This window comes from Nocardioides sp. DN36, assembly GCF_055380375.1.
Genome location: NZ_AP043823.1, coordinates 4,357,471 through 4,383,716, shown reverse-complemented (window position 1 = coordinate 4,383,716; position 26,246 = coordinate 4,357,471). Strand labels below are relative to the sequence as shown.

The 26,246-nt window shown below is 72.8% G+C and carries 18 protein-coding genes; 11 read left to right on the top strand and 7 right to left on the bottom strand.

Annotated features, from left to right (window positions below; genetic code table 11):
• Positions 1–110 precede the first annotated feature (110 nt).
• Positions 111–1,469, top strand: coding sequence for a diacylglycerol/lipid kinase family protein (locus ACZ43H_RS21945; protein ID WP_464586447.1), 1,359 nt, complete (start codon positions 111–113; stop codon positions 1,467–1,469).
• On the opposite strand, the gene ACZ43H_RS21940 is transcribed toward ACZ43H_RS21945, so the two are convergent.
• Together ACZ43H_RS21940 and ACZ43H_RS21935 are read right to left on the bottom strand one after the other, a co-directional pair.
• Entirely contained in the window at positions 1,448–2,080 is a 633-nt protein-coding gene (locus ACZ43H_RS21940; protein WP_464586446.1) for a phosphatase PAP2 family protein, read from the bottom strand. The genes ACZ43H_RS21945 and ACZ43H_RS21940 overlap by 22 nt on opposite strands.
• Positions 2,077–3,825 carry a SulP family inorganic anion transporter gene (locus ACZ43H_RS21935; RefSeq protein WP_464586445.1) on the bottom strand — a complete coding sequence of 583 codons (1,749 nt, stop codon included), beginning with the start codon at positions 3,823–3,825 and terminating at the stop codon, positions 2,077–2,079. Before ACZ43H_RS21935 ends, ACZ43H_RS21940 begins: the two co-directional genes overlap by 4 nt.
• Positions 3,826–3,983: 158 nt before the next feature.
• Here ACZ43H_RS21935 and ACZ43H_RS21930 point away from each other — a divergent pair, with 158 nt between their 5' ends.
• Positions 3,984–7,715: a SpoIIE family protein phosphatase gene (locus ACZ43H_RS21930; RefSeq protein ID WP_464586444.1), complete on the top strand. Its 3,732-nt coding sequence runs from the start codon at positions 3,984–3,986 to the stop codon at positions 7,713–7,715.
• 125 nt (positions 7,716–7,840) lie between these two features.
• A complete protein-coding gene (locus ACZ43H_RS21925; RefSeq protein ID WP_464586443.1) occupies positions 7,841–8,587 on the top strand; it encodes a laminin G domain-containing protein in 747 nt (248 codons plus the stop codon).
• Positions 8,588–8,593: 6 nt separating this feature from the next.
• On the opposite strand, the gene ACZ43H_RS21920 is transcribed toward ACZ43H_RS21925, so the two are convergent.
• Entirely contained in the window at positions 8,594–9,373 is a 780-nt protein-coding gene (locus tag ACZ43H_RS21920; protein WP_464586442.1) for a hypothetical protein, read from the bottom strand.
• A 200-nt stretch (positions 9,374–9,573) separates the two neighbouring features.
• On the opposite strand from ACZ43H_RS21920, the gene ACZ43H_RS21915 reads away from it, so the two are divergent.
• From ACZ43H_RS21915 to ACZ43H_RS21905, 3 genes are all read left to right on the top strand, one after another.
• Positions 9,574–10,416, top strand: a complete 843-nt coding sequence (locus ACZ43H_RS21915; protein WP_464586441.1) for a DUF4397 domain-containing protein — start codon at positions 9,574–9,576, stop codon at positions 10,414–10,416.
• Between the two features lie 19 nt (positions 10,417–10,435).
• On the top strand, positions 10,436–11,086 hold the full coding sequence (locus ACZ43H_RS21910; RefSeq protein ID WP_464586440.1) for a class F sortase: 651 nt from the start codon (positions 10,436–10,438) through the stop codon (positions 11,084–11,086).
• Between the two features lie 381 nt (positions 11,087–11,467).
• Positions 11,468–11,911: an ester cyclase gene (locus ACZ43H_RS21905; RefSeq protein WP_464586439.1), complete on the top strand. Its 444-nt coding sequence runs from the start codon at positions 11,468–11,470 to the stop codon at positions 11,909–11,911.
• Between the two features lie 57 nt (positions 11,912–11,968).
• Here ACZ43H_RS21905 and ACZ43H_RS21900 read toward each other — a convergent pair whose 3' ends face one another.
• Positions 11,969–14,437, bottom strand: a complete 2,469-nt coding sequence (locus ACZ43H_RS21900) for a malectin domain-containing carbohydrate-binding protein (protein ID WP_464586438.1) — start codon at positions 14,435–14,437, stop codon at positions 11,969–11,971.
• Positions 14,438–14,736: 299 nt separating this feature from the next.
• A complete protein-coding gene (locus ACZ43H_RS21895) occupies positions 14,737–16,113 on the bottom strand; it encodes an HNH endonuclease signature motif containing protein (RefSeq protein WP_464586437.1) in 1,377 nt (458 codons plus the stop codon).
• 682 nt (positions 16,114–16,795) lie between these two features.
• Between ACZ43H_RS21895 and ACZ43H_RS21890 the strand changes: the two genes are divergently transcribed.
• The 5 genes from ACZ43H_RS21890 to ACZ43H_RS21870 all read left to right on the top strand — a co-directional run bounded on the left by ACZ43H_RS21890 (position 16,796) and on the right by ACZ43H_RS21870 (position 24,660).
• Positions 16,796–17,722, top strand: a complete 927-nt coding sequence (locus tag ACZ43H_RS21890) for a PAS domain S-box protein (protein WP_464586436.1) — start codon at positions 16,796–16,798, stop codon at positions 17,720–17,722.
• A 188-nt stretch (positions 17,723–17,910) separates the two neighbouring features.
• Positions 17,911–18,606 (top strand): ANTAR domain-containing protein, encoded by a 696-nt coding sequence (locus ACZ43H_RS21885; protein WP_464586435.1) that lies wholly within the window; start codon positions 17,911–17,913, stop codon positions 18,604–18,606.
• Between the two features lie 137 nt (positions 18,607–18,743).
• On the top strand, positions 18,744–21,914 hold the full coding sequence (locus tag ACZ43H_RS21880) for a response regulator (RefSeq protein ID WP_464586434.1): 3,171 nt from the start codon (positions 18,744–18,746) through the stop codon (positions 21,912–21,914).
• A 47-nt stretch (positions 21,915–21,961) separates the two neighbouring features.
• Positions 21,962–23,338, top strand: a complete 1,377-nt coding sequence (locus ACZ43H_RS21875) for a hypothetical protein (RefSeq protein ID WP_464586433.1) — start codon at positions 21,962–21,964, stop codon at positions 23,336–23,338.
• A gap of 233 nt (positions 23,339–23,571) precedes the next feature.
• A complete protein-coding gene (locus tag ACZ43H_RS21870; protein ID WP_464586432.1) occupies positions 23,572–24,660 on the top strand; it encodes a Glu/Leu/Phe/Val family dehydrogenase in 1,089 nt (362 codons plus the stop codon).
• A 155-nt stretch (positions 24,661–24,815) separates the two neighbouring features.
• Here the strand turns inward: ACZ43H_RS21870 and ACZ43H_RS21865 are convergent, their stop codons facing one another.
• Positions 24,816–25,007: a DUF3073 domain-containing protein gene (locus ACZ43H_RS21865; RefSeq protein ID WP_464586431.1), complete on the bottom strand. Its 192-nt coding sequence runs from the start codon at positions 25,005–25,007 to the stop codon at positions 24,816–24,818.
• A 146-nt stretch (positions 25,008–25,153) separates the two neighbouring features.
• Positions 25,154–26,242, bottom strand: coding sequence for a phosphoribosylformylglycinamidine cyclo-ligase (gene purM / locus ACZ43H_RS21860; protein ID WP_464586430.1), 1,089 nt, complete (start codon positions 26,240–26,242; stop codon positions 25,154–25,156).
• Positions 26,243–26,246: the final 4 nt, after the last annotated feature.

Genomic DNA, 26,246 nt, shown 5'->3' with positions numbered 1-26,246 from the left:
TCCGTCCCCGAAATGGGGTAATCCGTCCGGTCGGGGTGTGGACCGTCGGCGGCCGCGGGGCGGGACCATCGTCTCTGGCCCGCGCCGGTGGCCCGGGAGACGCTCGCCGCATGGGTACGACGACGACCGCTCCGGCGGTGACGACCGGCCAGCGGTGGCTGGCGAGGCTGGCCTTCGTGGCCGCGGCCGCGGCGTTCCTCGCCCTGCTCGCCGGCGGCCGCACCAGCATCGCCGTGCTCGTCGTGGGGGTGCTCGGGACGGGGCTCGCGCTGGCCGGCGTCTGGTGGTTCCTCAGCAACCGGGGCGTACGACGCTGGCTCGGCGCTGCGGTCGCGGTCGCGGCCCCCCTGGGTGTCGTGGCCTTCTACATCGCCCGGGGCCACCTGCTCGACATCATCGTCGTGCTGCTGCTCGCCGGCGCCGCCCTCGCAGCTGCGCGCGCGGCGATGGAGCGCTCCCGGCCGGCCGACAAGATGCCCGAGACTGCCGTGGCTCCCCCGTCCCGGCCGTTCCTGATCATGAACCCGCGCTCGGGCGGCGGGAAGGTCGGCCGCTTCGGGCTCGACACGGCGGCTCGCGCCCTCGGCGCCGAGGTGGCGCTGCTCGAGGGACCGGAGCACGTCGACATCGCCGAGCTCGCCCGTGCCGCCGCAGCCGGCGGGGCGGACCTCCTCGGGGTGGCCGGAGGGGACGGGACCCAGGCCCTGGTCGCCGGCATCGCCGCGGAGCTCGACCTGCCGTTCCTGGTCGTCAGCGCCGGCACCCGCAACCACTTCGCCCTGGACCTCGGGCTCGATCGGGAGCACCCCGACGCCTGTCTCGACGCACTCAGCGACGCTGTCGAGATCCGCGTCGACCTGGGCCTGATCGGGGACCGGACCTTCGTCAACAACGTGTCCTTCGGCGCGTACGCCGACATCGTGCAGAGCCCGGCGTACCGCGACGACAAGCGCGGCACCACCCTGCAGATGCTCCCCGACGTCCTGGCCGGGCACCGCGGGCCGCGGCTGGTCGCGCACGTGGACGGCCGGCAGACCGTCGAGGCGCCCCAGGCGCTGCTGATCAGCAACAACCCCTACGGCCTCGGCGACCTCGCCGGCCTCGGCCGACGGGCCAGGCTCGACACCGGGCAGCTCGGTGTCGTGGCGATCACCGTCGACTCGGCCGCGAGGGCGGCCGGCCTGCTCAACGGGCGGCACGCGCGGGGGCTCAGCACCGCCCTCGCCCACGAGGTCGTCGTGGAGGCGGACGTGCCCGAGATCCCGGTCGGCATCGACGGCGAGGCCGTGCTGATGCCGACGCCCGTGCGCTGCACCATCCAGCCGCTGGCGCTGCGGGTGCGCGTGCCGCGGAGCCGGCCGGGAGTGCCCGCGCACCGGCCACCCCTCGACCTGCGGCTGCTGCGCCAGCAGGCCCTCACCCTGCGGCACCTCGCCGCGCAGGACGATCAGCCGCGCGAGGCGGCGTAGCGGTCGGCCGACCGCCCGGTGAGCCGGGTCGTCACCTGCGTCGTCAGCTGGGCGATCACGGTGCCGAGCAGGGACCCCACCAGCACGTCCCCGGGGAAGTGCACGCCGGTGTGCACCCGCGAGTAGGCGACGACGCCCGCGAGCCCGTGCAGGGGGACCGTGACCACGGGCAGCCGGGTGCCGGCCCCGGTGGCGAAGGCGAACGCGGACGCGGAGTGCCCCGACGGGAACGACAGCGAGGTCGGCATGGTCACGTGCCGGTCCAGCGGCACCTGCGCGCCCTCGCGGTCCGGGCGGGCCCGGCCCCCCAGGCGCTTGACCCCCAGGTTGACCACGGCACTGCTCACCGCGACGCACATCAGCCCCTCCGCGGCCGCGCGCCGGCCGCTGCGGCCGCCGGCGAGCGCGAGTACCCCCGCCGTGGCCAGCCACAGGCCGGACCGGTCGGCGGACCGGGACAGGCGGCTCATGCTCCTGTCGAGCGCGGGCGTGGGCGTCCGCGCCACCGCGCTGTAGACGGCCTGGTCGACCCGGCGGGCATCGGCCAGCCAGCGGCGCGCCGTACCGACCCGTCGCCCGGGCCCCGTCCCCTGGTCCTCGGGCTCGCTCATCGCTGGTCCTCTCCGTCCGGGTCCGGCGTGGTCTCGGTGCGCACCGCGTCCTCAGCGTTGATCGCCTCGAGGGCAGCGTCCATCGAAGCGTAGAAGTGGTCCTTGTCCAGCGTCTCCATCAGCCCGTAGCGCAGCAACAGGTCCCGCAGCCGCTCGCGGAGCTCGACGAACGCGAGGTGCACGCCCTGCTCGTTGAGCTGCCGGTCGAGCTGCTCCAGCTTCTCCGCGGCCGTGACGTCGACGTCGGTCACCGCCTCGCACTGCAGCACGACCCAGCGGACCTGCTTCTCGCGGACCAGGGAGCGCAGGTTCTGGCGGAACATGCCCGCGTTGGCGAAGAACAGCGGCGCCTCCCAGCGGTAGACCGCGATGTCCGGGAGCTCCTCGAGGTCGTCGCGGCCCTCCAGCTGGTGCCACCCTCCGGCTCCATCCCGGCCGAGCACCACCCCGTGCGGCCACCAGCTGCGCCGGAAGAAGAGCAGGATCGACAGGGCCACCGCGACCAGGATGCCCTCCAGCACGCCGAAGAAGACCACGCCCGCGGTGGCCACCAGCGAGAGGGTGAACGCGGTACGCCGCACCCGCCACAGCCGGCGCACCTCCGGCAGGTTCGTCAGCGACAGCGCCGCCGCGATGACGACGGCTGCCAGGGCGGTCTTGGGCAGGTCGGCGAGCAGCGAGTTCAGGAAGAGCAGCATCAGCGCGACCGCGCCCGCCCCGACCAGCCCCGCCACCTGGCTCTTCGCGCCGGACTGCTCCGCCACCGCGGTGCGCGACCCGCTGGTCGACACCGCGAAGCCCTGGAACAGGCCGGCGGCGATGTTCGCGCCGCCGAGGCCGATCATCTCCTGGTTCGGCCTGACCTCGTCGCCGCGACGGGCGGCGAAGCTGGTGGACGTCGCGATCGTGTCGGTCAGCGAGACCAGCGTGATGCCCAGGGCGGCGACCAGCAGCTCCGGCACGTCGCTGAACCCGGTCCACGGGAAGCTCGGCCTGGGGAGGCCCTGCGGCAGGGAGCCGACCGTCGCCACCCCCTCGGCCGAGAGGTCGAGCACGGCCGAGACCACGGTCGCGCCCACGATCGCCACCAGGATGGCCGGGACCTTCTTGCTCACGCGGGGCAGCACGAGCAGCAGGGCCAGCACGGACAGGCCGACGACGAGCGTGGTGGTGTCCGTCTGGTCCAGTCCCGAGAAGAAGGCCTGCAGCTCGTCGACGAACCCGTCCGCGTCGGTCGAGAAGCCGAAGAGCTTGGGCAGCTGGCCGACGATGATCGTGATCGCGAGGCCGTTCATGTAGCCGACCTGCACCTCCACGGAGAGCAGGTCGGCGACGAAGCCGAGCTTGGCGGCCCCCAGCCCGATCTCGACCGCACCGACGATCAGCGCCATCATCCCGGCCAGCACGATCGCGGACTCCGGGTCCCCCGAGGCGGCCACGAGGGGGATGATCGCGGCGTAGATCAGGGGGCTGACGGAGGAGTCCGGGCCGAGGACCAGGATGCGGGAGGGCCCCAGGGCCGCGTAGCCCACGAGGCAGGCGATCGTGGTGTAGAGCCCGGTGACCGCGGGCAGGCCCGCCAGCTCGGCGTACGCCATGCCCTGCGGCACGAGGATCGCCGCGAGCACGAGGCCCGCGACGAGGTCGGCCCTGACCCAGCCGCGCTGGTAGCGGCGGACGACCTCGAGGCCGGGCACGTACCTCCGCAGGCCGGAGGACCGGCCGGTGAGCCCCTGTGCAGTCATCCGCGCGGCACCTCCTCGCGCCGATGATCCCGTGGCGCGACGGTCGCAGGCATCATCCCGTCCGCATGAGGATCCCCGACCCGCGAACGGCTCCGCGCCCTAGACTCCCAGCAACCGGTGCGCAGCAGCGCGACCGCACCCCGCGAGAGGAGATCCGGGTGCGCGAAACGTTCCTCGGCGGCGGTGAGGTGGGTCGGGACATGCTCGCGGTCGACTGGGCCTCGACGCCTCTCGGACCTGCCGAGTCGTGGCCGAACAGCCTGCAGACCGCCGTGCGGATCGTGCTGTCGTCGCGGTTCTCGATGTGGATGGCGTGGGGCCCTGATCTCACCTTCTTCTGCAACGACGCCTACCGGCGCGACACCCTCGGCGCGAAGTACCCGTGGGCCCTCGGCAAGCCGGCCTCGACGGTCTGGTCGGAGATCTGGGACGACATCGGGCCTCGGATCGACGGCGTCACCGGATCGGGTGTCGCGACGTGGGACGAGCGCCTGCTGCTCTTCCTCGAGCGCAGCGGGTACACCGAGGAGACCTACCACACGTTCTCCTACAGCCCGCTCGCCGACGACGACGGCACCATCGCCGGCATGTTGTGCGTGGTCAGCGAGGACACCGAGGAGGTGGTGGCGCACCGGCGCATGCAGACCCTGCGCGACCTCGGGCTGCGCACCGCCGGCAGCACCTCGGTGGAGGAGACCGTGGCCCGCGCCTGCGCCGAGCTCGAGCACAGCAGCCTCGACCTGCCGTTCACGCTGGTCTACGTGTACGACGACGAGCAGACAGCTCGCCTGCTCGGCTCGACCGGCTTCACCACCGACCACCCCGCCGCACCGGCAGTCCACGACGCCACCCACCCGGCCTGGCAGGTCCCGAAGACACCCGCGGTGCACGCGGTCGACCTGCCGGAGGCTTCTCCCCCACTGCCGTCCGGCGGCTGGCAGCAGCCCCCGGCCAGAGCCGCCATCGTGCCCATCGTCCAGGGTGCCAACCCCGCCTACGGCTTCATGGTGGCGGGCCTGAACCCGTTCCGCCCGCTCGACGACGGCTACTCCGACTTCCTGGGACTGGTCGCCGGGCAGCTCGCGTCCGCGGTCACCGACGCGCGGGCCTTCGAGTTCGAGCAGCGTCGCGCCGAGACCCTGGCCAGGCTCGACCAGGCCAAGACGGACTTCTTCACCAACGTCAGCCACGAGTTCCGCACGCCCCTCACCCTGCTGCTGGGGCCTGCCGAGGACGCCCTGGCCGATGCCGAGTCCCCGCTGCCGGAACGCCAGCGCGAGCGGGTCGAGGTCATCCACCGCAACGGCCAGCGGCTGCTCAAGCTCGTCAACACGCTGCTGGACTTCTCCCGGCTCGACTCCGGGCGCGTCGAGGCGTCGTACGAGCCCGTCGACCTCGCGCGCTACACCCGCGAGCTGGCCAGCATGTTCGAGACCGCCGCCGCCCGCCTGGACCTGTCGTTCACGCTCGACTGCCCCGAGCTGCCGGAGCCGGTCTACGTCGACCGGGACCTGTGGGGCAAGGTCGTGCTCAACCTGCTGTCGAACGCGCTGAAGTTCACCTACGCGGGCGGCATCACCGTGGCCCTGCACGTCGACGGCGAGACGGTGGTCCTGTCGGTCACCGACACCGGCGCCGGCATCCCGCTCGACGACCAGGCCCACCTGTTCGAGCGGTTCGCCCGGGTCAGGGGCGCCCGGTCGCGCACCCACGAGGGCTCCGGCATCGGCCTGGCGCTGGTGGCGGAGGTGGCGCAGCTCCACGGGGGTGACGTCGACGTGACCAGCAGCCCGGGCGAGGGGAGCACCTTCCGGGTCCGGGTGCCCCTCGGTAGTGCGCACCTCCCGCCCGAACGGATCACCGCACCGTCGTCGACGACGGTCACCCAGCAGGTCATCGACGGCTTCCTCGTCGAGACCAGCCAGCTCCTCGGACCGGTGGTCACGGGGGACTCCACGCCGCTGCCCGCCTCGCCCGTCGACTCCCGGCCGCGGGTGCTGGTCGTCGACGACAACGCCGACATCCGCACCTACGTCTCCAGCCTGCTCGCCCAGCTGTACGACGTCGGCACGGCCGTCGACGGGCAGGACGGGCTCGAGCAGGCGCTCGCCGATCCTCCCGACCTGGTGCTGACCGACGTGATGATGCCCCGGCTCGACGGGTTCGGCCTGCTCACCGCCCTGCGCGCCGACCCGGCGACCGTCGACATCCCGGTGGTGATGCTGTCCGCCCGGGCCGGCGAGGAGGGCACGCTCGAGGGGCTCGAGGCCGGCGCGGACGACTACCTGGTCAAGCCGTTCACCGCGCGGGAGCTGATGGCGCGCGTCCACGCCAACCTGGAGCTGGACCGGGCCCGTCGGAGCCGGGAGCAGCTGGAGCGCAGCCGCGCGCTCCTCGACCAGACCCAGCGCCTGGCCCGGGTCGGCAGCTGGGAGCTCGACCTGCAGCAGGACAGCGTCCGCAGCTCCGAGGAGTTCCGGCGACTGGTCGGGCTCAGCGCCGAGGAGATCGCCGACCTCGGATTCCGCGGGGTCGTGGAGGCCGTGGTGCACCCGGACGACCTCGCGCGCGTGGTCGACACCCTCGCGTCCGCCACGCCAGGTGCGGACATCCGGTACGAAGCCCGGATCATCCGCCCGGACGGCGAGGAGGTGGTCGTCTCCGTGCGCGCCGAGGTCGTCGGCTCCGACGAGTCCGGACGGCCGACGCTCCTGCGCGGGTCGCTGCAGGACATCACCGAGCGGCGGGCGGCCGAGGAGGCGCTGGCGCGCGCCGCGGCGGACGCCGAGGCCGCCGCACGGGAGCACGCGATCGCCGATGCGCTCCAGCGCAGCCTGCTGCCCCAGCTGTCCTTCGACCTCGAGCACCTCGAGGTCGCCACCTACTACCGGGCCGGCGTCGAGGGCACCCAGGTCGGCGGCGACTGGTACGACGTGATCGAGCTCGGTGGCGGGCGCACCGCCCTCGTGGTCGGCGACGTCATGGGGCGCGGCGTGCAGGCGGCCGCGGTGATGGGGCAGCTGCGGTCCGCGGTCCGTGCCTACGCGCGTCTCGACCTGCCGCCGCCCGACCTGCTGGAGTTCCTCGACGGCATCGTCCGCGACCTCGGCTCCGACCAGATCGTCACCTGCCTGTACGCCGTCTTCGACCCCACGGACCGCACCCTGCGGTTCGCCAACGCCGGGCACCTGCCGCCGATCGTCGTCGACCCGGTGGCGGGCGCGACGGTCCTGCCGGCGACCGAGGACCCGCCGCTGGGCGTGGGCCTCTACAACCTCCGCCAGGGTGACGTCACGCTGGCCCCGGGCGCCACCGTCGTGCTCTACACCGACGGCCTGGTCGAGCGCCGGGGCGAGGACCTCGAGTCGGGCATCGAGTCGCTGCGAGCCCTGTCGGCGGGGCTGACCGGCGCCCTGTCGGACGCACCGGAGACCTTGGTGCGCGAGCGCCTCCCCCAGGGGCCCGACGACGACGTCGCGGTGCTGGTCGCCCGCGTCGACACGGCGGAGGTCACCCCCGGTCTCCGGCTCTCCTACCGCGACCGCGCGATCGACATCTCGCACGCCCGGCGCGTCGTCGCCCAGCAGCTGCGTGGCGCCGGGGTGCCCGAGCACGTCGTCGAGGACGCGATGCTCGTGACCAGCGAGCTGCTCACCAACGCGACCCTCCACGCCGTGCCCCCGGTCGAGCTGCGGGTCAGCGGCGACGACGCCGAGATCCGCATCGAGGTCCACGACCGCGCCAGCTACGAGCCGCGCAAGCAGCGACCCGGCGTCCAGGACGAGCACGGTCGCGGCCTGCAGATCGTGGCTGCCCTCGCCGACCGGTGGGGCTCGCGCCCCACCGAGGTCGGCAAGACGGTGTGGTGCGTGCTCTCGCTGCTCTCCTGAGGAGGCTCCCGCGGCGCGGCACGCCCGCGGCGTACACCACACGGGGTACGTCGGGCCCCTCTCGTTGCGCCGACCCCCGCGAGGGAGCAGGTTCGAGCCATCGTCCGCGACATCAGGGGGTTCTCATGCGCGTTCGTCCACTCGGGGTGCTCCTCGCCACCCTGCTGCTGCTGGCAGGGGGCACGGCCACGGCCAGCTCGCTCGGCTCGACCCCGAACCCGTCGAGGGCGCGGGCCCACACGGTCCTGAAGCTCACCTTCAACCACGACACGCTGCGGCGGGGGAGCCGGGTCCACAACGCGGCCGGCCGGTACGACGGGATCGTCCGCATCGCGGCCGGCGGGCGCCTGACCCGGGTCCGGGGTGTCAAGGGCGCCGCTGCCCAGTACCCCGGTGCCTGCAAGGGCTGCGGCGCCGCGATCATCGAGGTCGCCGACCGGCGCAGGCTCGACCCGCGGCTGCGCAACATCAGGTTCGGCGCGGACATCCGGATGTCGGCCACGCAGGAGGCCCACCACTCCAACCTCGTGCAGAAGGGCTACTTCCGGACCGCCGGCGGGCAGATCAAGCTGCAGGTGGACCTCGGCCGCCCGAGCTGTGTGGTGCACGGCTTCGACGGTCGCGTGATGGCCCTGTGGGACCACCGCATCACCGACGGCCGCTGGCACCGGCTCGTCTGCCGGCGGAAGGCCGCGGCGGTCGTCCTCAAGGTCGACGGGAAGGTCCGGGCCCGCGCCAGCGGCGTCACCGGCCGGGTGACCAACGACCTGCCGGTGCGGATCGGCGGCAAGAAGCTCGGCCCCGGCCGGGTCGACCAGTACCACGGCCGCATCGACAACGTGTTCATCCGCTACGTCCGGCGCCCGGCCTGACCGACCTCAGGGCACTGCGAGGTTGACCTGCGCGAAGACGTCGGAGCGCTCGCCCCCCTCGCCGCCGCTGGTCTCGACCGTCCACCCTCCCTCGGTGCGGGTGCCACAGCCCGACAGCTCGCCGTGGCGCAGGCAGCCGACGTTGAGCACCTTCACCGAGCGCACGTGCACCGTCGACGGCAGCCCGCCGGCCTCGAGCACGACGAGCGGGGTGACCAGGGCCAGGGCCCGTTCCGGGCTGGAGGCGTCACCGGAGCGGGCGACGACCCCGGTGGCGTCGTACTCGAGGACGACGCGCGTGGCCGGCGTGTCGAGCCGGACCGTCGTCTGGTCGCCCACGTCGAGCGGCCCGGCGTCACGGAGCGGGCCCGGCGCACGGACCACCAGGGAGCCCAGCGTCGGCCGCAGCCGCTCCCCCATGCCACCCCGGCGCGGCACGGCGAGGTCGAGCCGCGACCGGGCGCTGGAGAAGGTGAGCGTCTCGACCACGTGCACGGCGCCCGCGTCGTCGATGCTGACCTGGCTGGTCACCCCCACCGGACCCGCCGTCGTGTCGGCCGCGGCGGTGTCGGCCGCCGACGGTGTCGACGGGCCGCCGGGCAGCAGCCGGAGCAGCTGCCACGAGGCCACCACGAGCACGACCGCGACGACGGCCGCGAGCGGCGCAGCCCAGGGCGGTCGCCGTCGGGCGGCGTGGGTCCCGACCCGGGCGGTCCGCGCGGCGTGGGAACTCGCCCTGCGGGACCCTCCGTGGGGCGAGTGCCGCGGCGCGTCGACCGTCCTCATGACGCCACCTCCTGCCGTACGCATGTGGTCCAGCACCCGGTGACAAGACCCCGGGCGACTCCTACAGTGGTCGCGGGCGAGCGGCCCGCGGGGGGACCGCCGCGGCCAGCCACGCCACGAGCACGGGCCTCGAGGCTCGGGACTCGATCCGTCTCCCCTTCCCGATCCGTCTCGGGCCTTCCCCGGAGCTGTGATCCCGCATGTCCGTATCCGTCTCTCACCGGACCTCCCTGCTCATCGGCCTCGCGGCCCTGACCACTGCGGTCGTCGCCGGTACGCCGGCCGCTGCCACCACCACTGCCACCACCACTGCCACCGCCGCCGGCGCGAGGGCCGCGGCCGTCAGCACCTACGTCGTGCAGGGCGTCCCCGGCGCCTCGGTCGACTTGCTCGTCGACGGCGACGAGGTCCGGTCCGGCATCGCCGCCAAGGAGGTCGTGGGGTCGCTCGACCTCTCGCCCGGCAGCCACCGCTTCACCTTCCGCACCGACGACTGGGAGGTCTCCTCCGCGGTCGACGCCTCGGGCAGCCAGGACGTGGTCCTGCACTGGCCCGCCGACGCGGCCGACCGGCCGGTGGTCACGGTCTTCAGCAACGACGTCTCCGCTGTCGGGCCCAGCAAGGGCCGGCTGACGGTCGCGCACACGGCCGTCGTACCGCCCGCCGACATCGTCGCGGACGGCCAGACGCTGTTCACCAACATCGCCAACGGCGAGTTCGTCAGCGCCGTGGTGCCGACGAACACCTACGAGGTCGCGGTCGTGCCCACCGGCGGCGGGGAACCCCTGCTCGGTCCGCTCGACCTCCCGGTCGCGGCCGGGAAGCTGACCCGGGTGTTCGCGATCGGTGCACCTCGCGACGGCACCATGGACGCCGTCGTCCAGACCCTGCCGGTGCCGACGACCGGCGAACGACCGGCCGCGGTCGACACCGGTGCGGTCGGCCTGGTCCGGCCCGACGGCTCCGTCGACGGGACCCGGTGGGCGCTCTGGTGGTCGCTGGTCGCCCTGCGCGCGGGGCTGCCCGGCTGGTGGACGCCCTAGGGGCGGCCTGCGCGTCCTCGTGCCGAACCCGGTCCTTCTCACGATCCTGAGCCTCTCCGTGCTGCTGGGCGGCTGCTCCGCCACGTCGTCGTCCTCGCTGCCGAGCGCCTCCCCCACCGACTCGCCCACCGCCTACCCCCTCGTCTCCCCCACCGCCGGGCCTGCCGTCGTCGCCTCCGCCGCGGCCAGCCAGGTGCGGCCCGAGCGCCCGGTCCGGGTCACCCTCCCCAGCGGGCGGGTGCTGCCCGTCGACCCGGCCGGCACCCGGCCCGACGGAGCGCTCGCGGTCCCGGACGACATCCGCAGGGCCGGCTGGTGGACCGGCGGCTCACGTCTCGGGGACCCGTTCGGCAGCATCGTGCTGGCCGCTCACGTCGACTCGTTCACCCAGGGCGTGGGGCCCACCGCCGAGCTGCTGTCCGCCAGGCCGGGCGACGAGGTGCGCCTCACCGGGGAGCACCTGGTGCGGCGCTACCGGGTCGCCTCGGTCCGACTGGTCCCCCGGGCCGACCTGCGGCGCCGCTCCGTGGTGTTCTCCGCCGGAGGCGGCGGGCGGCTGGTGCTCATCACCTGTGGAGGTGAGTACGACGCCACCCGCGGCGGCTACCAGGACAACGTGGTCGTGGTTGCCCGGCCGGTCGACCGACTCTCGAGCGGCACCCGGCGCTGACCTCGGCCGGGCCGCGCGGTCAGCTGGCGGTGCGCACCCGGCGGGCCGCGAGCCAGGACTCGAACTGGCCCTCGGCGGTGGTCAGGAAGCGCTGGAACGCCGTCTCGAGGTGCTCGACCTCGTGCTGGAGCTGGTGCATCTGGAACTCCGCCCGCTGGTCGGGGGAGCACGCATGCTCCGACGGCCTCGAGAGATCGACCGATGCGCCGCACTCCGGACAGGGCATGAACCGCGACTTGAACATGGAAGCTCCCATCTCACTCCCCGCGTCAGGGAGGCTTCCCCCTCCCAACAAGGCCCAAACGGCCCATTGCCGCCCAAATCGGGCCGGTCTAGCGTCGATGGAGGGCGGGCAGGCAGGTGTCAGAGCGGAGCCTTGAGATGACAGACAACACGAGCCTCGCACGCGAGATCCACGAGGCATGGAACGAGCGGAACTTCGACGAGATCGCGGACGCCACGGCGCCGGAGGGCACGATCACCATCGTCGGCTCGGGCGACACGTTCGACGGCCCCGAGGGGTCGCGCAGGTACAACTCGATGTGGGCGGAGGCCTTCCCGGACGGCCTGGTCACGGTGGACCGGGTGTTCGGCGAGGGCGACCACGTCGTCGTGGAGTTCACCGGCCGCGGCACCCACACCGGGACCCTGAGGACCAGCATGGGCGACTTCCCGGCCACCGGGCGCTCGATGACCCTCGAGCTCTGCGACGTGATGGAGTTCGAGGACGGCAAGATCCGGAGCATGAGGAGCTACTTCGACACCGGATCGATGATGGCGCAGCTGGGGCTCAGCCCCGAGATGAAGGCCATCACCCAGCAGTAAGTCCGACAGCAACCGACACCTGCCCCGGCCGCCCCCACACTCGCCCGTCGTCCCGGCTCACCCGTTGTTCAGGAAGAGCCCCCGGAACTTCCAGGTGCCGTCCGAGCTCAGCACCGTCGGCGTGCCGGTCACGCGGCCGCCCGAGAAGGGCACCGAGCGCAGCGCGCCGTCGCTCGAGCCGTACAGGATCCGACCGCTCGCCAGGGTCATGCCCGCGACCGTGCTGAAGCTGACGCCGCCCGCGTCCGCGGTGAAGGTCTGGGCACCCACGACCTCGCTCTCCGGGGTGAAGTGCCGGTAGTAGAGCCGGGCGTCACCGGACACCGTGTAGTAGATCCGGTGCAGCGAGGGGTCGTAGAACATGCCGGTCATCGTCGAGATCGCGAACGGGATCCGGGCCCCGTTGTCCGGGTCGTCGTAGAGGTTCACGGCGCTCTGCGCCCCGAACGTCCCGTTGCCGGCGTCGAAGCTCCGCTTGTAGAGCGCCCCGTCCGAGAGGCCGTAGTACAGCGCCCCGTTGAGCAGGAACGCGCCGCGTACCTTCGACCAGTCGACCGTGGAGTCGACCGTCGTGGCAGCCCCGGTGGGCGCTCCCGACGCGTCGACGCTGCGCCGCTGGAGGGTGCCCGGCGAGCCGCCGGCGGCGTTGTTGTTGAGGATCTCGACGCCGTTGACCAGCGCGTTGTCGGTGACGTTGCGCAGGTCGATGTCGACGTTGCCGTCGCTGACGATCGAGAACTCCCTGACGATGCCGGTCTTGTCACCCGCGGCAGCCACGATGTCGAAGTTGGACAGCCGGGTCACGTTGTCGATGAGCACGTTGAAGACGCGCTGGCCCGGCTGCGACGTGCCGGCGTACTGGTTGGCGAAGTAGAGACGGACCGTGATCGGGGTGCCCGCGGTGACCGGGAGGTTCCAGTCCTGCTGGCCGTAGCGCTCGCTGAGGAAGATCTGCGGCGGGGTCGAGGACGGGACGCCGCTGTCCAAGGTCACGGGGGTCGTGTACGTCGCGTTGCTGCCGCCGCTGAGCCGGTTGCCCGGCGGGTTGACCCAGCTGGGCCCACCGTCGGTCGCCGCGACCGTGGAGCCGCCGGCGTTGTAGCGGTAGAGCACGTTGGCGGGTGCCGTGCCCTGGCCCATCGCGAACAGGTCGTTGGGCAGGGTGGCGGCCGGCGTGTCCGGGATCGTGCTGCCCCCGGTCAGCGGGACGAAGGCGATCCGTCCGCGCCGCTGGTTGTGGAACAGCGTGGTGTCGCTGCCCACCCACAGGCCCTGGCCGGTGGCGAAGAGTGCCTGCGCGCCCACCCCGCGGTCGCGCCCGGGGTTCCAGGAGAGCGGCAGCCCGTTGACCGGGTCGAGCGCCGCGATGCCCTCGCGCGGGACCGCACCGGGGCCGGCCTGGTCACCTTGGAAGGGGTTGTTCTCCCAGCGCATGTGGCCACCGACGTACACCGCCGCGCCCGTGACCGCGAGGCCGAACGTCGTGTCGCCGCCGGTGTAGGTGATCCACGTCGGGTCGTTGCCGGTCTGGTTGGTCTCCCAGCGGGAGCTGCTGTCGCACATGGTGTTCGCGTTGGCGCCGCCGGCGAAGGCGCCGGTGGTCGTCACGACGTAGTAGCTGCCGTCCGGGGAGAAGTCGACGTCACGGGTGAAGGTGTCGAAGACGCCGGCGCAGACGCTGTGGCTGCGGTCGAACCGGTTGGTCGACCACGGCATCACCGACGCCGTCGCGCCGCTCGTGTCGAGCATGACGATCTGGTTGTGGGCCGCGCCGTTCACGGTCGCGAAGTTGCCGATCGCGATCAGCCGCGACCCGTCGGCGGACACGTCGAAGTGCCGGACGTTCGTGGTGCCGGGGTTGCTGGCCGAGGGGTTGTAGACGCCGGCGAAGGTGGCGCTCACGAAGTTCGTGGGCGTCCCTCGATCGGGGTCGAGTGCGGCGAGGTGGGCCACCGGATAGGTGGTGGTCCGCGACTTGATCGAGACGAAGCCACCGCCGACGTAGACCCGCCCGCCGCGGACCACGACCTCGTTGGTGGTGGCGCTCGGCACGGCCTTGAAGTTGGTCACCGGCGTGCCGGTCATGTCGAGCTTGACCAGGCGCTTGAAGCCGGACTTGCCGCCGACCGACTTGAACGACCCTGCCGCGTAGACGTAGGTGCCGTCGGTGTCGACCGAGCGGACCTCGCCGCCGATGTTGGGGTTGAAGCCCATGTCGATCGCACCAGTGGTCGCGTCGAAGGCGAACATCCCGTTGCGGGTGATGTCGTCGCTGGTGTCGGTGTAGGTGTCCGACGGGCTGACCTTCGTGAAGGTGCCGGCGGCGATGATCTTGTTCCCGACCTGGGTGATGGCCAGCACCGCGCCGTCCATCACGTGCGGGGTGCCCCGCACCGGGTCGACCGAGACGATCCTGTTGCCGTGGTCAGCGTTCACGGCCCCGGCGGGACCGGCGTCGAAGCCGAGAACTGCCAGGGCCGATACGGCGAGAAGCGCGGTCGCGCGGCGCAGCAAGCTTGAGTGCATTCGAATCCCCTCACGCGCCCCGTCCTCCTGTGCGGAGATCCCTTCGAGGCGCCCACCGTCACCGAAGGTACGGACGGCAGGGACCCCCGGCATCACTGCCTTTGGGTAAGTGACCCCCATGCGGTCCATCGCAGCCGACGCCCCGGGCCTCCTCATTCGGTGGTCGAGGCGCGCCAGCGAGCGTCGCCGAGACCCCGCGGCCGTGGCAGGACAGCGACAGGGGCGACGATTCTGTGCAGCACGGCAGGCCCGATGACCCGGTGGGTGCCGGGTGATCGGGCCTGCTGGCGCTTGGGTGCTCAGTTGGTGTCGAGCCGGATGGTGCCGTGGGGTGTGACCAGGTAGCTGCGGCCGAGGGGGCCGTGCCACTCATAAGTGCCGTCGGGTCGTCGCCGGTAGCGCCAGCGGCGGCTGGTCTTGCAGCGGTGATGTCGCCGGCACAAGGGGGCGAGCTTGTCGGGGGCGGTCTGCCCCGGTGGTCCGCCGTCGTCCAGGGGGACGTAGGGCTGGATGTGGTCGAGATCGGATCGCCGGGCGTCGACGGGGCACCAGGGGAAGACGCAGTGCCCGTCGCGGAGGATGACCAGCTCGGCCATCCACGCGGGCGGGTCGTGCTCGTCGACCGCGGTGGTCGTGGCGAGGTCGATGACGGGCTGGATCGTGACCCGGGATCGGCCGACCCACTCCTTGATCAGGTCGATGCTCGCCGGGCCGAGCCGCTCGACCGTGCCGGCCACCGTGCCGCCATCAGCGGCCCCAGCACCGCCGGCCGTTGTCGTGCACCCGGTGGCGAGGTCGGCCAGGGAGAGGTGGAGGTAGAGCCGGGTCTTGGGCGGTCTTGGCTTCGCGGGGGCAGCGGGGACCTCTGACAGCTGTCCGGTGAGGGTGAGGAGGTCGAGGGTGGCCTGCTGGGCGGCAATCACACCCAACGCCTTGGCCTTGCGGACCTCGAGGTCGTCGGTGTCGCCGAGGGCCTCGAGCTGGGCGGCCTGGTCGCAGACCAGGTCGTGGAAGGCGGTCAGGTCGAGGGTGTCGCCGGCGACGTCGAGATACGAGGTGCCGTCGAACTGGCCGGGGTGGTCGTGGCGGAGGGTGACGTGCCAGCCCTGCCGGCCGCGCTTCTCCTTCTCGGCGATGAGGTCGGGGTCGAACTTCGCGATCGCGTGCGCCACGGTCGTCTCGACCGCTTTCCACCCGCACGAGGACAACCGGGGTGCGAGCTGCTCGTCCACATAGGCGGCCGCGGCCCGGGAGAGCTGGTGGGTGGCCTTCGCGACCTGCCGGGCCTTGTAGGGCTCGACCGCGAGGGTCTGCACGAGCCGCCAGATCCGAGGCGGCCGGTACCTCAGGTCGAGGGCGTCGGCGATCAGCGCCATCCCCGCCTGGGTGGAGATCTCCAGGGTCGCGGCGAACGGCTCCGGGGCGAACCCGGCCACCGCCGGGGTGCCCTCCCCACCCAAGGAATCGTCGGTCAGCAGCACGCTGGGTCCGCCCCAGGTCGCGACCCCGGTGTCGGCGGTCGCGGGGTGCCGCACGCACCACTCGACGGCGACCCGCAGCTTCCCCCGCTCGGCCGCGCGGGACTCGAGGCGCTTGTGTTCGAGCACGCCCAGGAGGCCGTCGAGATCGAGGTCCTCGATCTCGACCGGCTCCCCAGATGCGTCGGTTTCGAACATGGGTCCATGGTCTCACCGAGCACCGACAGTCGCCCCCCGAAAAGGACCCGATCCGGGGGATCTGGGGATATCAGAAAGTAAAACTTTCGGGGCGTGGCCGGCTCGGGGTCGCGGCCCTACCTCCCTCGCCCACCGCGAACCGGAAGCCGGGAGACCTCGGCGGCACGACCCGCAGGCCCGGCGCGGCGACGGAGGCCCTGCCTGAGGTGCGGGGGTCTCGACGACGCTCGCCGGGGCTCGCTGCTCGACCATCGGAGGGGGCTCGCTGGCGCTCGCTGCTCCACCACCCGGGGAGAGAGCTCGTCGGAACTGAGTGCTCGACCACCGGCCGCCCACCGCGAGCCGGGGCTCGTCGGGCCAGCGGGGGCCGCGGCGTGTCCGTGCTTGTGGCTGGCGAGCGCCGCGCCCCCACCGCGTCACCTCAGCCGGGCGCGTGGCACAGACGCCGACCCACCGAATCACCAATTTTGGGTATGAAGGGACCAACGGCCCTGAGCAGGGAGCCGAGCGCGGCCCTACTTTCGACCGGCACGCCAACCGGGTGCCCACGTCTCGACCGTAGGGAAAGAAGCTTGACCACGACGATCGCGCGCCGTCAGTGAGCGGGGCGACCATGTACGTCCCGAAGCATCAGAGCCATTCGGCACTCACCGACACCACCTTCGGCCAAGAGGATCGAGGCATGAGTGGCGAACCCACCATCGATCCAGCCGACCAGCTCTCGGCGCTGGGCCAGGCGGTGATCACGACCGACCTCGACGGCTTCATCCTCGCCTGGAACCCGGCAGCCGAGCGGATGTACGGCTGGACCGCAGAGGAGGCCATCGGCGAGAACATCTCGGCACTGTGCGTGCCCGATCTCGCCCAGGAGGTCGCCAAGGAGATCATGGAGGCCCTGCGCGCGGGGGTGCCGTGGTCCGGCGGTTTCCCGGTGCGTCGCAAGGACGGCACCCTGTTCCCCGCGCTGGTGACCGACTCGGGCGTGTACCGGTCCGGGGAGCTGGTCGCCATCATCGGCGTCTCGAGCAACCTCGGCACCGCCCTGCAGCCGCTGCTCGAGCGGTCGACCGACGCCGCGCTGGTCCTGCGGTCCGACGCCGTCATCACCTACGCCAGCCCGGCCGTGAAGCAGCTGTTCGGCTGGGAGGAGGACGAGGTGGTCGGCTCCTCGCTGGTGCCGCTGCTGCACCCCGACGACAGGGCCGCGCTGGCGGTCTACCTCTCCGACGCGGTCCGCCAGCCGGGGGCCAGGCCCGCCCACGAGGTGCGGGTACGCCGCGGCGACGGCTGGGCGTGGGCCGAGGCGGCGCTCACCAACTTCCTCGACGACCCCTACGTGAGGGGGGTCGTGTGCAACCTGCGCCGCAGCCTGGCGCACACCGAGGACGAGTCCGCCGAGGAGCGGGTGGCCCGGATGGAGACGGCCCTGCAGTCGCGCCTGGTCGTGGAGCGGGCCACCGGCTATCTCGCCGGGCGGCACGGGATCACCCAGGAGGCGGCGTACCAACGGCTGCTCCAGCACGGTCGCCGGCACCACCAGTCCCTGCAGGACGTGTCCCGGCGGGTGCTGGCGGACGAGCTCGAGCCCGCCGATCCCGGCGAGAACTGAGAGGCCGTCGATGAGCCGACCACGACGCGCCGGTGACGCCTGTGACCACCGCGCCTGAGTCCTGGGATACGATCCGCACCCGGGGTTGGAGAAACAGCCCGCGCAACGGGCCACCGCCCCTGGATCTCCCAGGCTCGACACGCCCGTCCTCTCGCGCATGGCACACCCCTCACGCGGAGACGACCAACGTGGGCACGCGCCCGGACCTCGCCACCCTCCTCGCCCGTGCGGCTCGCGACATCAACGCCCCGGGTGACCTCGACTCGACGCTCGCCGCCGTCGTCGAGTTCCTGACCTCCTGCCTGCCGGCGGGCCACCACGTCGGCGTCAGCCTCCTGCGCCGCGACGCCGCCGAGACGCGGGCTGCGTCCGACGACCTCGTCGCCGAGCTAGACCACGCCCAGCACGAGCTGGGCGAGGGTCCGGGTGTCGACGCGCTGGCCGTCGAGGCGGTCGTCTGCGTCGACCGCCTCGCCCACGACCAGCGCTGGCCGGCGTACGTCCCGGTCGCGGTCGAGCACGGGGTCCTCGCCCAGGTCGCGGTGCGCCTGTGCGTCGAGGAGCGGACCTGGGGAGCGATCAACGTCTACCTGACCGAGGCCGACACGATCGACCCCGAGCTGGTGCTGATGCTCACCCTGCTCGCCAGCCACGCGGCGGTCGCCGTCGAGCGGTCCACCCGCGAGGACAACCTCAAGGCGGCCCTGCGGACCCGCAAGCTGATCGGCCAGGCCGTCGGCGTGGCGATGGAGCGGTTCGAGCTCGACGAGGAGATGGCGTTCCGCTACCTCGTCCGGCTCTCCTCGAGCCGCAACGTCAAGCTGCGCGACATCGCCCGCGAGCTCGTCAGCGAGGCGAACGCCCGCCCCCGGGGAGCCAGCTGACCGGGAACCGCCGGTCTGGTCGACGTGAGCAGCGCCCGTCGGACGACGGCGCGTCCACGAGATCAGGCCAAAGTCGACCCAGAGCCTCCCGGCCGTGGATGATGACCACAGAGCCGATCTCGGGAGGAGGTGCAGTCGTGGAGCAGGAGCCCGCGCTCTACGAGGCGCTGGTCCGCGCCAGCACCGACGGCCTGTGGGTCCTCGACGAGACCGGGACCACCCTGTGGGGCAACGCCAAGATGGCCGAGCTGCTCGGCATCTCCCCCGACCGACTGCCCGGCCACCGGGTCGAGGACTCCCTCGACGCCGACGGTCGCAAACAGCTCGTCGAGTACCTCGCCCAGCTGCCGACCTCCGCCAGCCAGGAGAACGTCGAGACCAAGCTGGTCCGGCCGGACGGCAGCGAGATCTGGGTGCTGGTCAGCGCCGGCAGCATGCACGACGCCCACGGACGGCGCCTCGGGTGGCTGCACCGCGTCACCGAGTACACCGACCGGAAGACCCTCGTCGAGACCCTGCGCGACCGCGAGCAGCAGCTCGCCACCGCCCAGACCATCGCGCACGTCGGCAGCTGGTCGTGGGACGTGCCGAGCGACACCGTCACCTGGTCCGACGAGCTCTACCGGATCTACGGGTTCGACCCCAGCGAGCACGACGCGACGTACGACGGCTTCCTCAACCGGATCCACCCGGAGGACCGCGACCGGGTGCGCGAGACAGTCGAAGCGACCTTCGCGGGCCGGGACGAGTTCGCCTTCGACGCGCGCATCGTCCGCAAGGACGGCGAGGTCCGCTGGATCCGCGGGCTGGGCCGGGTCGAGCGCCTTCCCGACGGCAGCCCCTTGGTCATGGGCGGCACCACCCAGGACATCACCGAGCTCAAACGTGCCGACGAGCAGGCCGCGGAGGCGACCCGCAGGCTCGAGCTGCTCCAGGAGATGGCGATGGCGGCCAACCAGGCCAGCAACCTGGTCGACGCCATCGGGGAGGCCGCGCGCGGGCTGCCGCACTTCACGACCTGGGCGGCCGTCGGCGTCTACACCGTCAACGAGGGCGGCGGCCTGACCCGCACCGAGCTCCAGCCCTCCGGGCGCGACTGGGACCCGGCCCCGGCCCCGCTGCTGGCCGAGCGGGCCCGGCTCTCCCGGCGGGTCGAGGTGGGGCCGCCGAGCGCTCACGCTGACACGCACAGCCTGGTGGCGATCCCGGTGCTGCTCGCCGGGCAGGTGACCGCCGTGATCGAGGTCCTCGCCGACGAGGTGCCTCCGGACGAGAACTCCATGTTCCTGATCAGCCAGATCGCGGGGCAGCTGAGCCTGGTGGCCGAGCGCGAGCGCAGCGCCCAGCAGCTCGCCGAGGCGCGCGACGAGGCCATGGAGGCATCCCGGCTCAAGTCGGAGTTCCTCGCCACCATGAGCCACGAGATCCGCACGCCCATGAACGGCGTCATCGGCCTCAACGAGCTGCTCCTGCGCACCGACCTCGACGAGCACCAGCGCCGGCTCGCCGAGGGCCTCCAGCGCGCCGGGCTCACCCTGCTCGGCATCATCAACGACATCCTCGACCTGTCCAAGATCGAGTCCGGCAAGCTCGAGCTCGAGGCGGCGGACTTCGACGTGCGCAGCGTCTTCGAGCAGACCGCCGGGGTCCTCAGCACCCCCGCCCACGCCAAGGGGCTCGAGCTCGTGGTGGCCTGCCACCCCGACGTCCCCCTCTTCCTGCGCGGCGACTCCGTGCGGTTCGGGCAGGTGCTGACCAACCTCGGGTCCAACGCGGTGAAGTTCACCGACAGCGGCGAGGTCGTCATCTCGGCGCGCGTCGAGCGCCAGACACCCCAGTCCGTCGTGCTGCGCGTCGACGTCGTCGACAGCGGCGTCGGGATCGCCCCGGCGGCGCGCGCCCGGCTCTTCGACGCCTTCACCCAGGCCGACCCCTCCACCACCCGCCGGCACGGCGGCACCGGCCTGGGGCTCGCGATCTCCCGCCAGCTGGTCGAGGCGCTCGGCGGCCACATCGACGTCTACAGCGAGGTGGGCGAGGGCAGCACCTTCTCGTTCACCGCCGCCTTCGAACGCGCCCGCAGCTCTCCGACGCGCCGGGCTGCGGTGCCGGCCCGCCTGCAGGGACGCCGGGTGCTGGTCGTCGATGACAACGAGACGAACCGGTTCATCCTCACCGAGCAGCTCCTGGCCTGGGAGATGCAGGTCGTCGCCGTCGAGTCGGGTGCCGACGCCCTCGCCGCGATGCGCACCGCGGTGGCCGAGGGCCGCCCCTTCGAGATCGCGCTGCTGGACATGATGATGCCCGGCATGGACGGTCTCGAGCTGGCCCGCCGGATCGCTGCGGACCCGACCCTGCGGCGCCCCACCATGATGTTGCTGTCCTCCGACCAGAGCGTCGGCGGCGAGGCCGCCCGGGCCGCCGGCTTCCAGGCCTCGCTGGACAAGCCGGTGCGCCACTCCGAGCTGTACGACGCCCTGGTCGGCATCGCCGGCGCGGGCGACCCTGCCCCCGTCCGACGTCCCCGGGGTCCCTCGCTCGGGCTGCGCGTCCTGGTGGTCGAGGACAACCAGGTCAACCAGCTCGTCGCCACCGGGCTGCTGGAGAACCTCGGCTGCGAGGTGGAGGTGGCCTCGGACGGCGCCGAGGCCGTGGAGCTGCTCGCCGCCGACCACGACTTCGCAGCGGTGCTCATGGACTGCCGGATGCCGCGTCTGGACGGCTTCGACGCGACGCGGGCGGTACGTGCCCGGGAGACGGCCGGCAGGCACGTCCCCATCATCGCGATGACGGCCTCCGCGCTCGAGGGCGAGCGCGAGCGCTGCCTGGCCGCCGGCATGGACGACTTCCTGACCAAGCCGGTCAACGCCACCGACCTCGAACGGGTCGTCCGGCGCTGGACCGGGAGCCGGCTCAACGAACGGCGCACCTCCCCCACCCCGAGCGCCCCGGTGTCCGCCGCCGGCGCCGTGCTCGACCGGGAGCGGATCCGGCTGCTCAGCGAGCTGCGCAAGGACGGCATCAGCTTCTTCGAGCGCACCGCCGCATCCTTCATGGCCCGGGTGGGCGACCAGGTCGTGGCGATCCGGGACGCCGTGGCCGCGCGCGACGCCGTACGCCTCCAGACCTCCGCCCACCAGCTCAAGGGCAGCGCCCTCAACCTCGGGCTCCCGCTGGTGGGTGCCACCGCCGCGCGGCTCGAGGCCCTCGGCGACGCGGGCCGGACCAGCGGCGCCGAACCGCTGCTCGACGAGCTCGTGCGCGAGGTCGACCGGGCCGTGTCCGCGCTGCAGGAGGCCACCGCCTGACCGGTCGCGGGGCGAGCGGTCAGGTCGCGTGCTGCGAGACTGGTCCGGTGCTGCCCCGTTTCGAGGTCGTCGCCCGCCGCCGGCCCGTGGACCTGGTCGCCCCGGGGTCGGTGCAGCTCGACGACGTCCTCACCGAGGAGCGGTCCGCCGGCACGCCCCACCCGGCGCCGTACGCCGCCGTCACCGCCGTCCTCGCCTCCCCGGCAGGGTCCGCGACCCGGCGTGGCCGCCTGGTCCTGGAGCTCGCGAGTGGTGCGGTCCGGCTGGTCGGCCGCTGGGACCTCACCAGCGGCACCGTCGGCCTGGAGGTCCACACCGAGGGCCGGGTCAGCGAGCACCGCAGCCGACGCCACGGACGCAGCGCCGCACCCGTCGAGGCGCTGGGCCTGGCGCTGACCGGGACCCACCTCAGCGTGCTGACCCGCGGAGCCGACGGCTGGGCGGCCCGGGGCCGCGTCGACCTGCTCGGCCGGGTGGACACCCGGGACGAGACGTTCCTCGCCGGCCTGCGCTCCGGCCAGCGGTGGGACGGGCCGGACGGACCACCCGAGGGCCGCCTGGTCGCGGGCGGGTTCGGGCAGCTCGGGCTGCGCGACGTCCGGCTGGTCAGCGCGCCGGACGGGACGCCGTTCCGGCGCGACGGGCGGCTGCTGCTCACCGCGACCAGCGCCGGTCCGGGGTTCTTCGACACCGCGCACACCTCGGTCTGGAGCCTCGACCCGGGCACGCTCGAGCTCGAGCACGACGCCGACCTCTTCTTCCGCCGGCCCGGGCGGCCCGGTGTGTACGGCGACCACGCGACGCACCTGGTGCGCGACGGCGACGAGTGGCTGGTCGCCACCAGCACCTGGGGGGACTTCGACCCCTCTCGGGCGGGCGCCACCGTCGAGGCGACGCTGGCCCGCACGCGCGCCGACCTGACCTCGGGCCGGCACGTCCTCGACACCCGCCGGCTGGCACTGCCCACCGACGGGCTCCGCTCGGTGGGGGTCTGGGACCCCCACCTCGTCCGCGCCGACGGTCGGTGGCTGGTCGGGTTCGTGAGTGCGCGGAAGTTCTTCCGCTTCCACCCCGCCCTGGCCGAGGGGCCCGACCTCGACCGGCTCACCCTGCGCGGGGCGGCGCGCGACCGGACCGCGACCGAGGGGACCACGCTGGCCCGCATCGACGGGGACTGGCGGGTGCTGGCCAGCGACGGTCGCGACGGCCGACGTGGCCAGCGCCGCGGCTTCCCGGTCTTCGACCTCGGCCTCGAGCAGGTCGGCACGCTCGACGCGCCGTACCCCACCAACATCCCGTGGCCCAGCGTCGTGCGCCTCGACGACGGCCGCTGGCTGATGGTGACCTTCGACGGGACCGCCCACGGCGGCCCACTGGCGGGCTACGGCACCCACGGGGACCTGGTCGTGCTCCGCACCCCCTGACCGAAGGTCGAGTCGGCGCAACCTCGTGGAGAAAAGGGCTCGAGTCGGCGCAACCTCGTCATGTAGCGACGAACTTGCGCCGACTCGACCGGGATTCGCGGCGAGCCCCCGCCGACTCGAACCACCCGGGGCGCCCGTCCTACGATGTGATCACGGACACGCGCCACCCCTGCGGTCCGCGACAGCAGCGCCACACGACCCCGTGGCCGACACACAGAAAGTGGGCACCACCCATGTCTGCACCCCTGGACGCCGACGTCTTCGAGCTCGGCTCCGAGCACGAGCAGGTCGTCTTCGCCAACGACCCCGCCACCGGCCTCAAGGCGATCATCGCCATCCACTCCACGGCCCTCGGCCCGGCCCTCGGCGGCACCCGGTTCTACCCCTACGCCTCCACCGCCGACGCGGTGCGCGACGTGCTGAACCTCTCCCGCGGCATGTCCTACAAGGCCGCGCTCGCCGGGCTCGACCTCGGCGGCGGCAAGGCGGTCATCATCGGCGACCCGGCCACGCTCAAGGGTGAGGCGCTGCTGCGCGCCTACGGCCGCTTCGTGCAGTCGCTGAACGGCCGCTACTACACGGCCTGCGACGTGGGCACCTTCTCCGATGACATGGACGACATCGCCCGCGAGTGCTCCTACGTCACCGGTCGCACCGTCGCCCACGGCGGCGCGGGCGACAGCTCCGTGCTCACGGCGTACGGCGTCTTCCAGGGCATGCGCGCGGCCGCCGAGGTCGTGTGGGGCACCGACTCGCTGGCCGGCCGCACTGTCGGCGTGGCCGGCGTCGGCAAGGTCGGGCGGCACCTGGTGCGACACCTGATCGAGGACGGCGCCTCCGTGGTCGTCACCGACGTGCACCAGCCGTCGGTCGACCGGGTCCGCGAGGAGTTCCCGCAGGTCGCCGCGGTCGACTCCACCGAGGCGCTGGTCGCCTCGCGGCTCGACGTCTACGCGCCGTGTGCCCTCGGCGGCGCGCTCACCGACGAGGTCGTGGACGTGCTGTCGGCCAAGGTCGTGTGCGGGGCCGCGAACAACCAGCTCGCCCACCCGGGCATCGAGAAGGCGCTCGAGGACCGCGGGATCCTCTACGCGCCCGACTACTGCGTGAACTCCGGCGGTCTGATCCAGGTCGCCGACGAGCTCGAGGGCTTCTCGTTCGAGCGGGCCCAGCAGCGCGCCACCGGCATCTTCGACACCACGCGTCGCGTGTTCGAGCTCGCCGCCTCCGACGGGGTCGCCCCCGCCATCGCCGCCGACCGGCTCGCCGAGCGCCGGATGCGCGACGTGGGTCGCCTCCGCGGCATCTGGCTCAACCGCTGACGCGGGTGGGGCAGGGTCACGACCCTGCCCCACGCCGCCGGGAATCGACTCTCGCCGGGTTTCGACGCGCCCGCCGCGCCTTTGTGCCTCAGGCGCAGGGCTTGCTCAACCTGGCCGACCGACGCCACGGGCTTCGCCCGCGGCGGGTCAACTCATCAGTCGCGCCCGGGGTCGGCGTAGTCCGACCAGTCGTCGTACTCGTCGGTGGACGAGTCGGCCTGGTCGTTGCTGCTGCTCTCGCCGCCATGCAGCTCCTGCGCCAACTTCCCGAAGTCCGTCTCGTGAGTGCGGTACTTCAGGTCGCGGGCGACCTTCGTCTGCTTGGCTTTCGCTCGGCCGCGCCCCATAGGGTCAGCCCCCTCGCACGCTCGGCCGGGGCACTGTGGCTCCCGGGCTGTCCTCAGAGTTCTCTCGTGGGCCCAACGCTACCGGTTGACCGGCTGTTCCCGCACACCGAGGCTTCTTTTCGGGCCACCCGGGTGCGCGGAACCGCTCACCAGCCGGGGTGCTGGCCGCTCAGCAGCACCCGGCCGCCGTTGTGCTCGTCACGTCGGACCTCGCCCGCGGCCCAGGCGCGGATGCCGTGACCGGCGAGGATCTCGACCGCGGAGTCCACGTCGTCGGGCGCGATCAGGGCGACCATGCCGACCCCGCAGTTGAGGGTGGCCTCGAGGTCGGCCTGGGCGACGTCACCCACGCGGCGTACGACGTCGAAGACCGGCTGCGGCCGCCAGGTGCCGCGGTCGATGGTCGCGCTCAGCTCCTCGGGCATCACCCGCTCGAGGTTGGCCGCGAGGCCACCGCCGGTGATGTGCGACATCGCGTGGGTCGCGGTCTGCCGGGCGAGGTCGAGGCAGGCCTTGGCGTAGATCCGGGTCGGCTCGAGGAGCTCCTCCCCCAGCGTGCGCCCGAGCTCGGGCACGTCACGGTCGAGCTCCCACTTGGCAGTGTTGAGCAGCACGTGCCGGACCAGCGAGTAGCCGTTGGAGTGCAGCCCGCTCGCCTCCATGGCGAGCACCACGTCGCCCGGACGGACCCGCGCCGGGCCGAGCAGGTCGTCGGCCTCGACCACGCCGGTGGTGGCGCCGGCGACGTCGTACTCGTCGGGCCCCAGCAGGCCGGGGTGCTCGGCGGTCTCACCGCCGACGAGCGCACAACCAGCGACGACGCAGGCCTCGGCGATGCCCTTGACGATCGCGGCGATCCGCTCGGGGACGACCCGGCCGGTGGCGATGTAGTCGGTCATGAACAACGGCTCGGCACCGCAGACGACGAGGTCGTCGACGACCATGCCGACCAGGTCGAAGCCGATGGTGTCGTGGACGTCCATCGCCTGGGCGATCGCGACCTTGGTGCCGACGCCGTCGGTGGACGTGGCCAGCAGCGGCCGGCGGTACCGGGTGAGCGCGGTGGCGTCGAAGAGCCCGGCGAACCCGCCCAGGCCGCCGATCACCTCCGGACGGCGGGCCTTGTCGACCCACCCCTTCATCAGCTCGATGGCCTTGTCGGCCGCCTCGATCGAGACCCCGGCCTCGGCGTAGGCCCCGGCGGTCTGGGCATGGTCGGCGGGAGGCTGGGTCACAAGG

Bases quoted from the DNA above. Each gene is read 5' to 3' on its own strand.
- ACZ43H_RS21895 (WP_464586437.1), bottom strand. From the start codon at position 16,113: ATGTTCGAAACCGACGCATCTGGGGAGCCGGTCGAGATCGAGGACCTC.
- ACZ43H_RS21945 (WP_464586447.1), top strand. From the start codon at position 111: ATGGGTACGACGACGACCGCTCCGGCGGTGACGACCGGCCAGCGGTGG.
- ACZ43H_RS21890 (WP_464586436.1), top strand. From the start codon at position 16,796: ATGAGTGGCGAACCCACCATCGATCCAGCCGACCAGCTCTCGGCGCTG.
- ACZ43H_RS21935 (WP_464586445.1), bottom strand. From the start codon at position 3,825: ATGACTGCACAGGGGCTCACCGGCCGGTCCTCCGGCCTGCGGAGGTAC.
- ACZ43H_RS21920 (WP_464586442.1), bottom strand. From the start codon at position 9,373: ATGAGGACGGTCGACGCGCCGCGGCACTCGCCCCACGGAGGGTCCCGC.
- ACZ43H_RS21865 (WP_464586431.1), bottom strand. From the start codon at position 25,007: ATGGGGCGCGGCCGAGCGAAAGCCAAGCAGACGAAGGTCGCCCGCGAC.
- ACZ43H_RS21940 (WP_464586446.1), bottom strand. From the start codon at position 2,080: ATGAGCGAGCCCGAGGACCAGGGGACGGGGCCCGGGCGACGGGTCGGT.
- ACZ43H_RS21915 (WP_464586441.1), top strand. From the start codon at position 9,574: ATGTCCGTATCCGTCTCTCACCGGACCTCCCTGCTCATCGGCCTCGCG.
- ACZ43H_RS21905 (WP_464586439.1), top strand. From the start codon at position 11,468: ATGACAGACAACACGAGCCTCGCACGCGAGATCCACGAGGCATGGAAC.
- ACZ43H_RS21870 (WP_464586432.1), top strand. From the start codon at position 23,572: ATGTCTGCACCCCTGGACGCCGACGTCTTCGAGCTCGGCTCCGAGCAC.
- ACZ43H_RS21900 (WP_464586438.1), bottom strand. From the start codon at position 14,437: ATGCACTCAAGCTTGCTGCGCCGCGCGACCGCGCTTCTCGCCGTATCG.
- ACZ43H_RS21925 (WP_464586443.1), top strand. From the start codon at position 7,841: ATGCGCGTTCGTCCACTCGGGGTGCTCCTCGCCACCCTGCTGCTGCTG.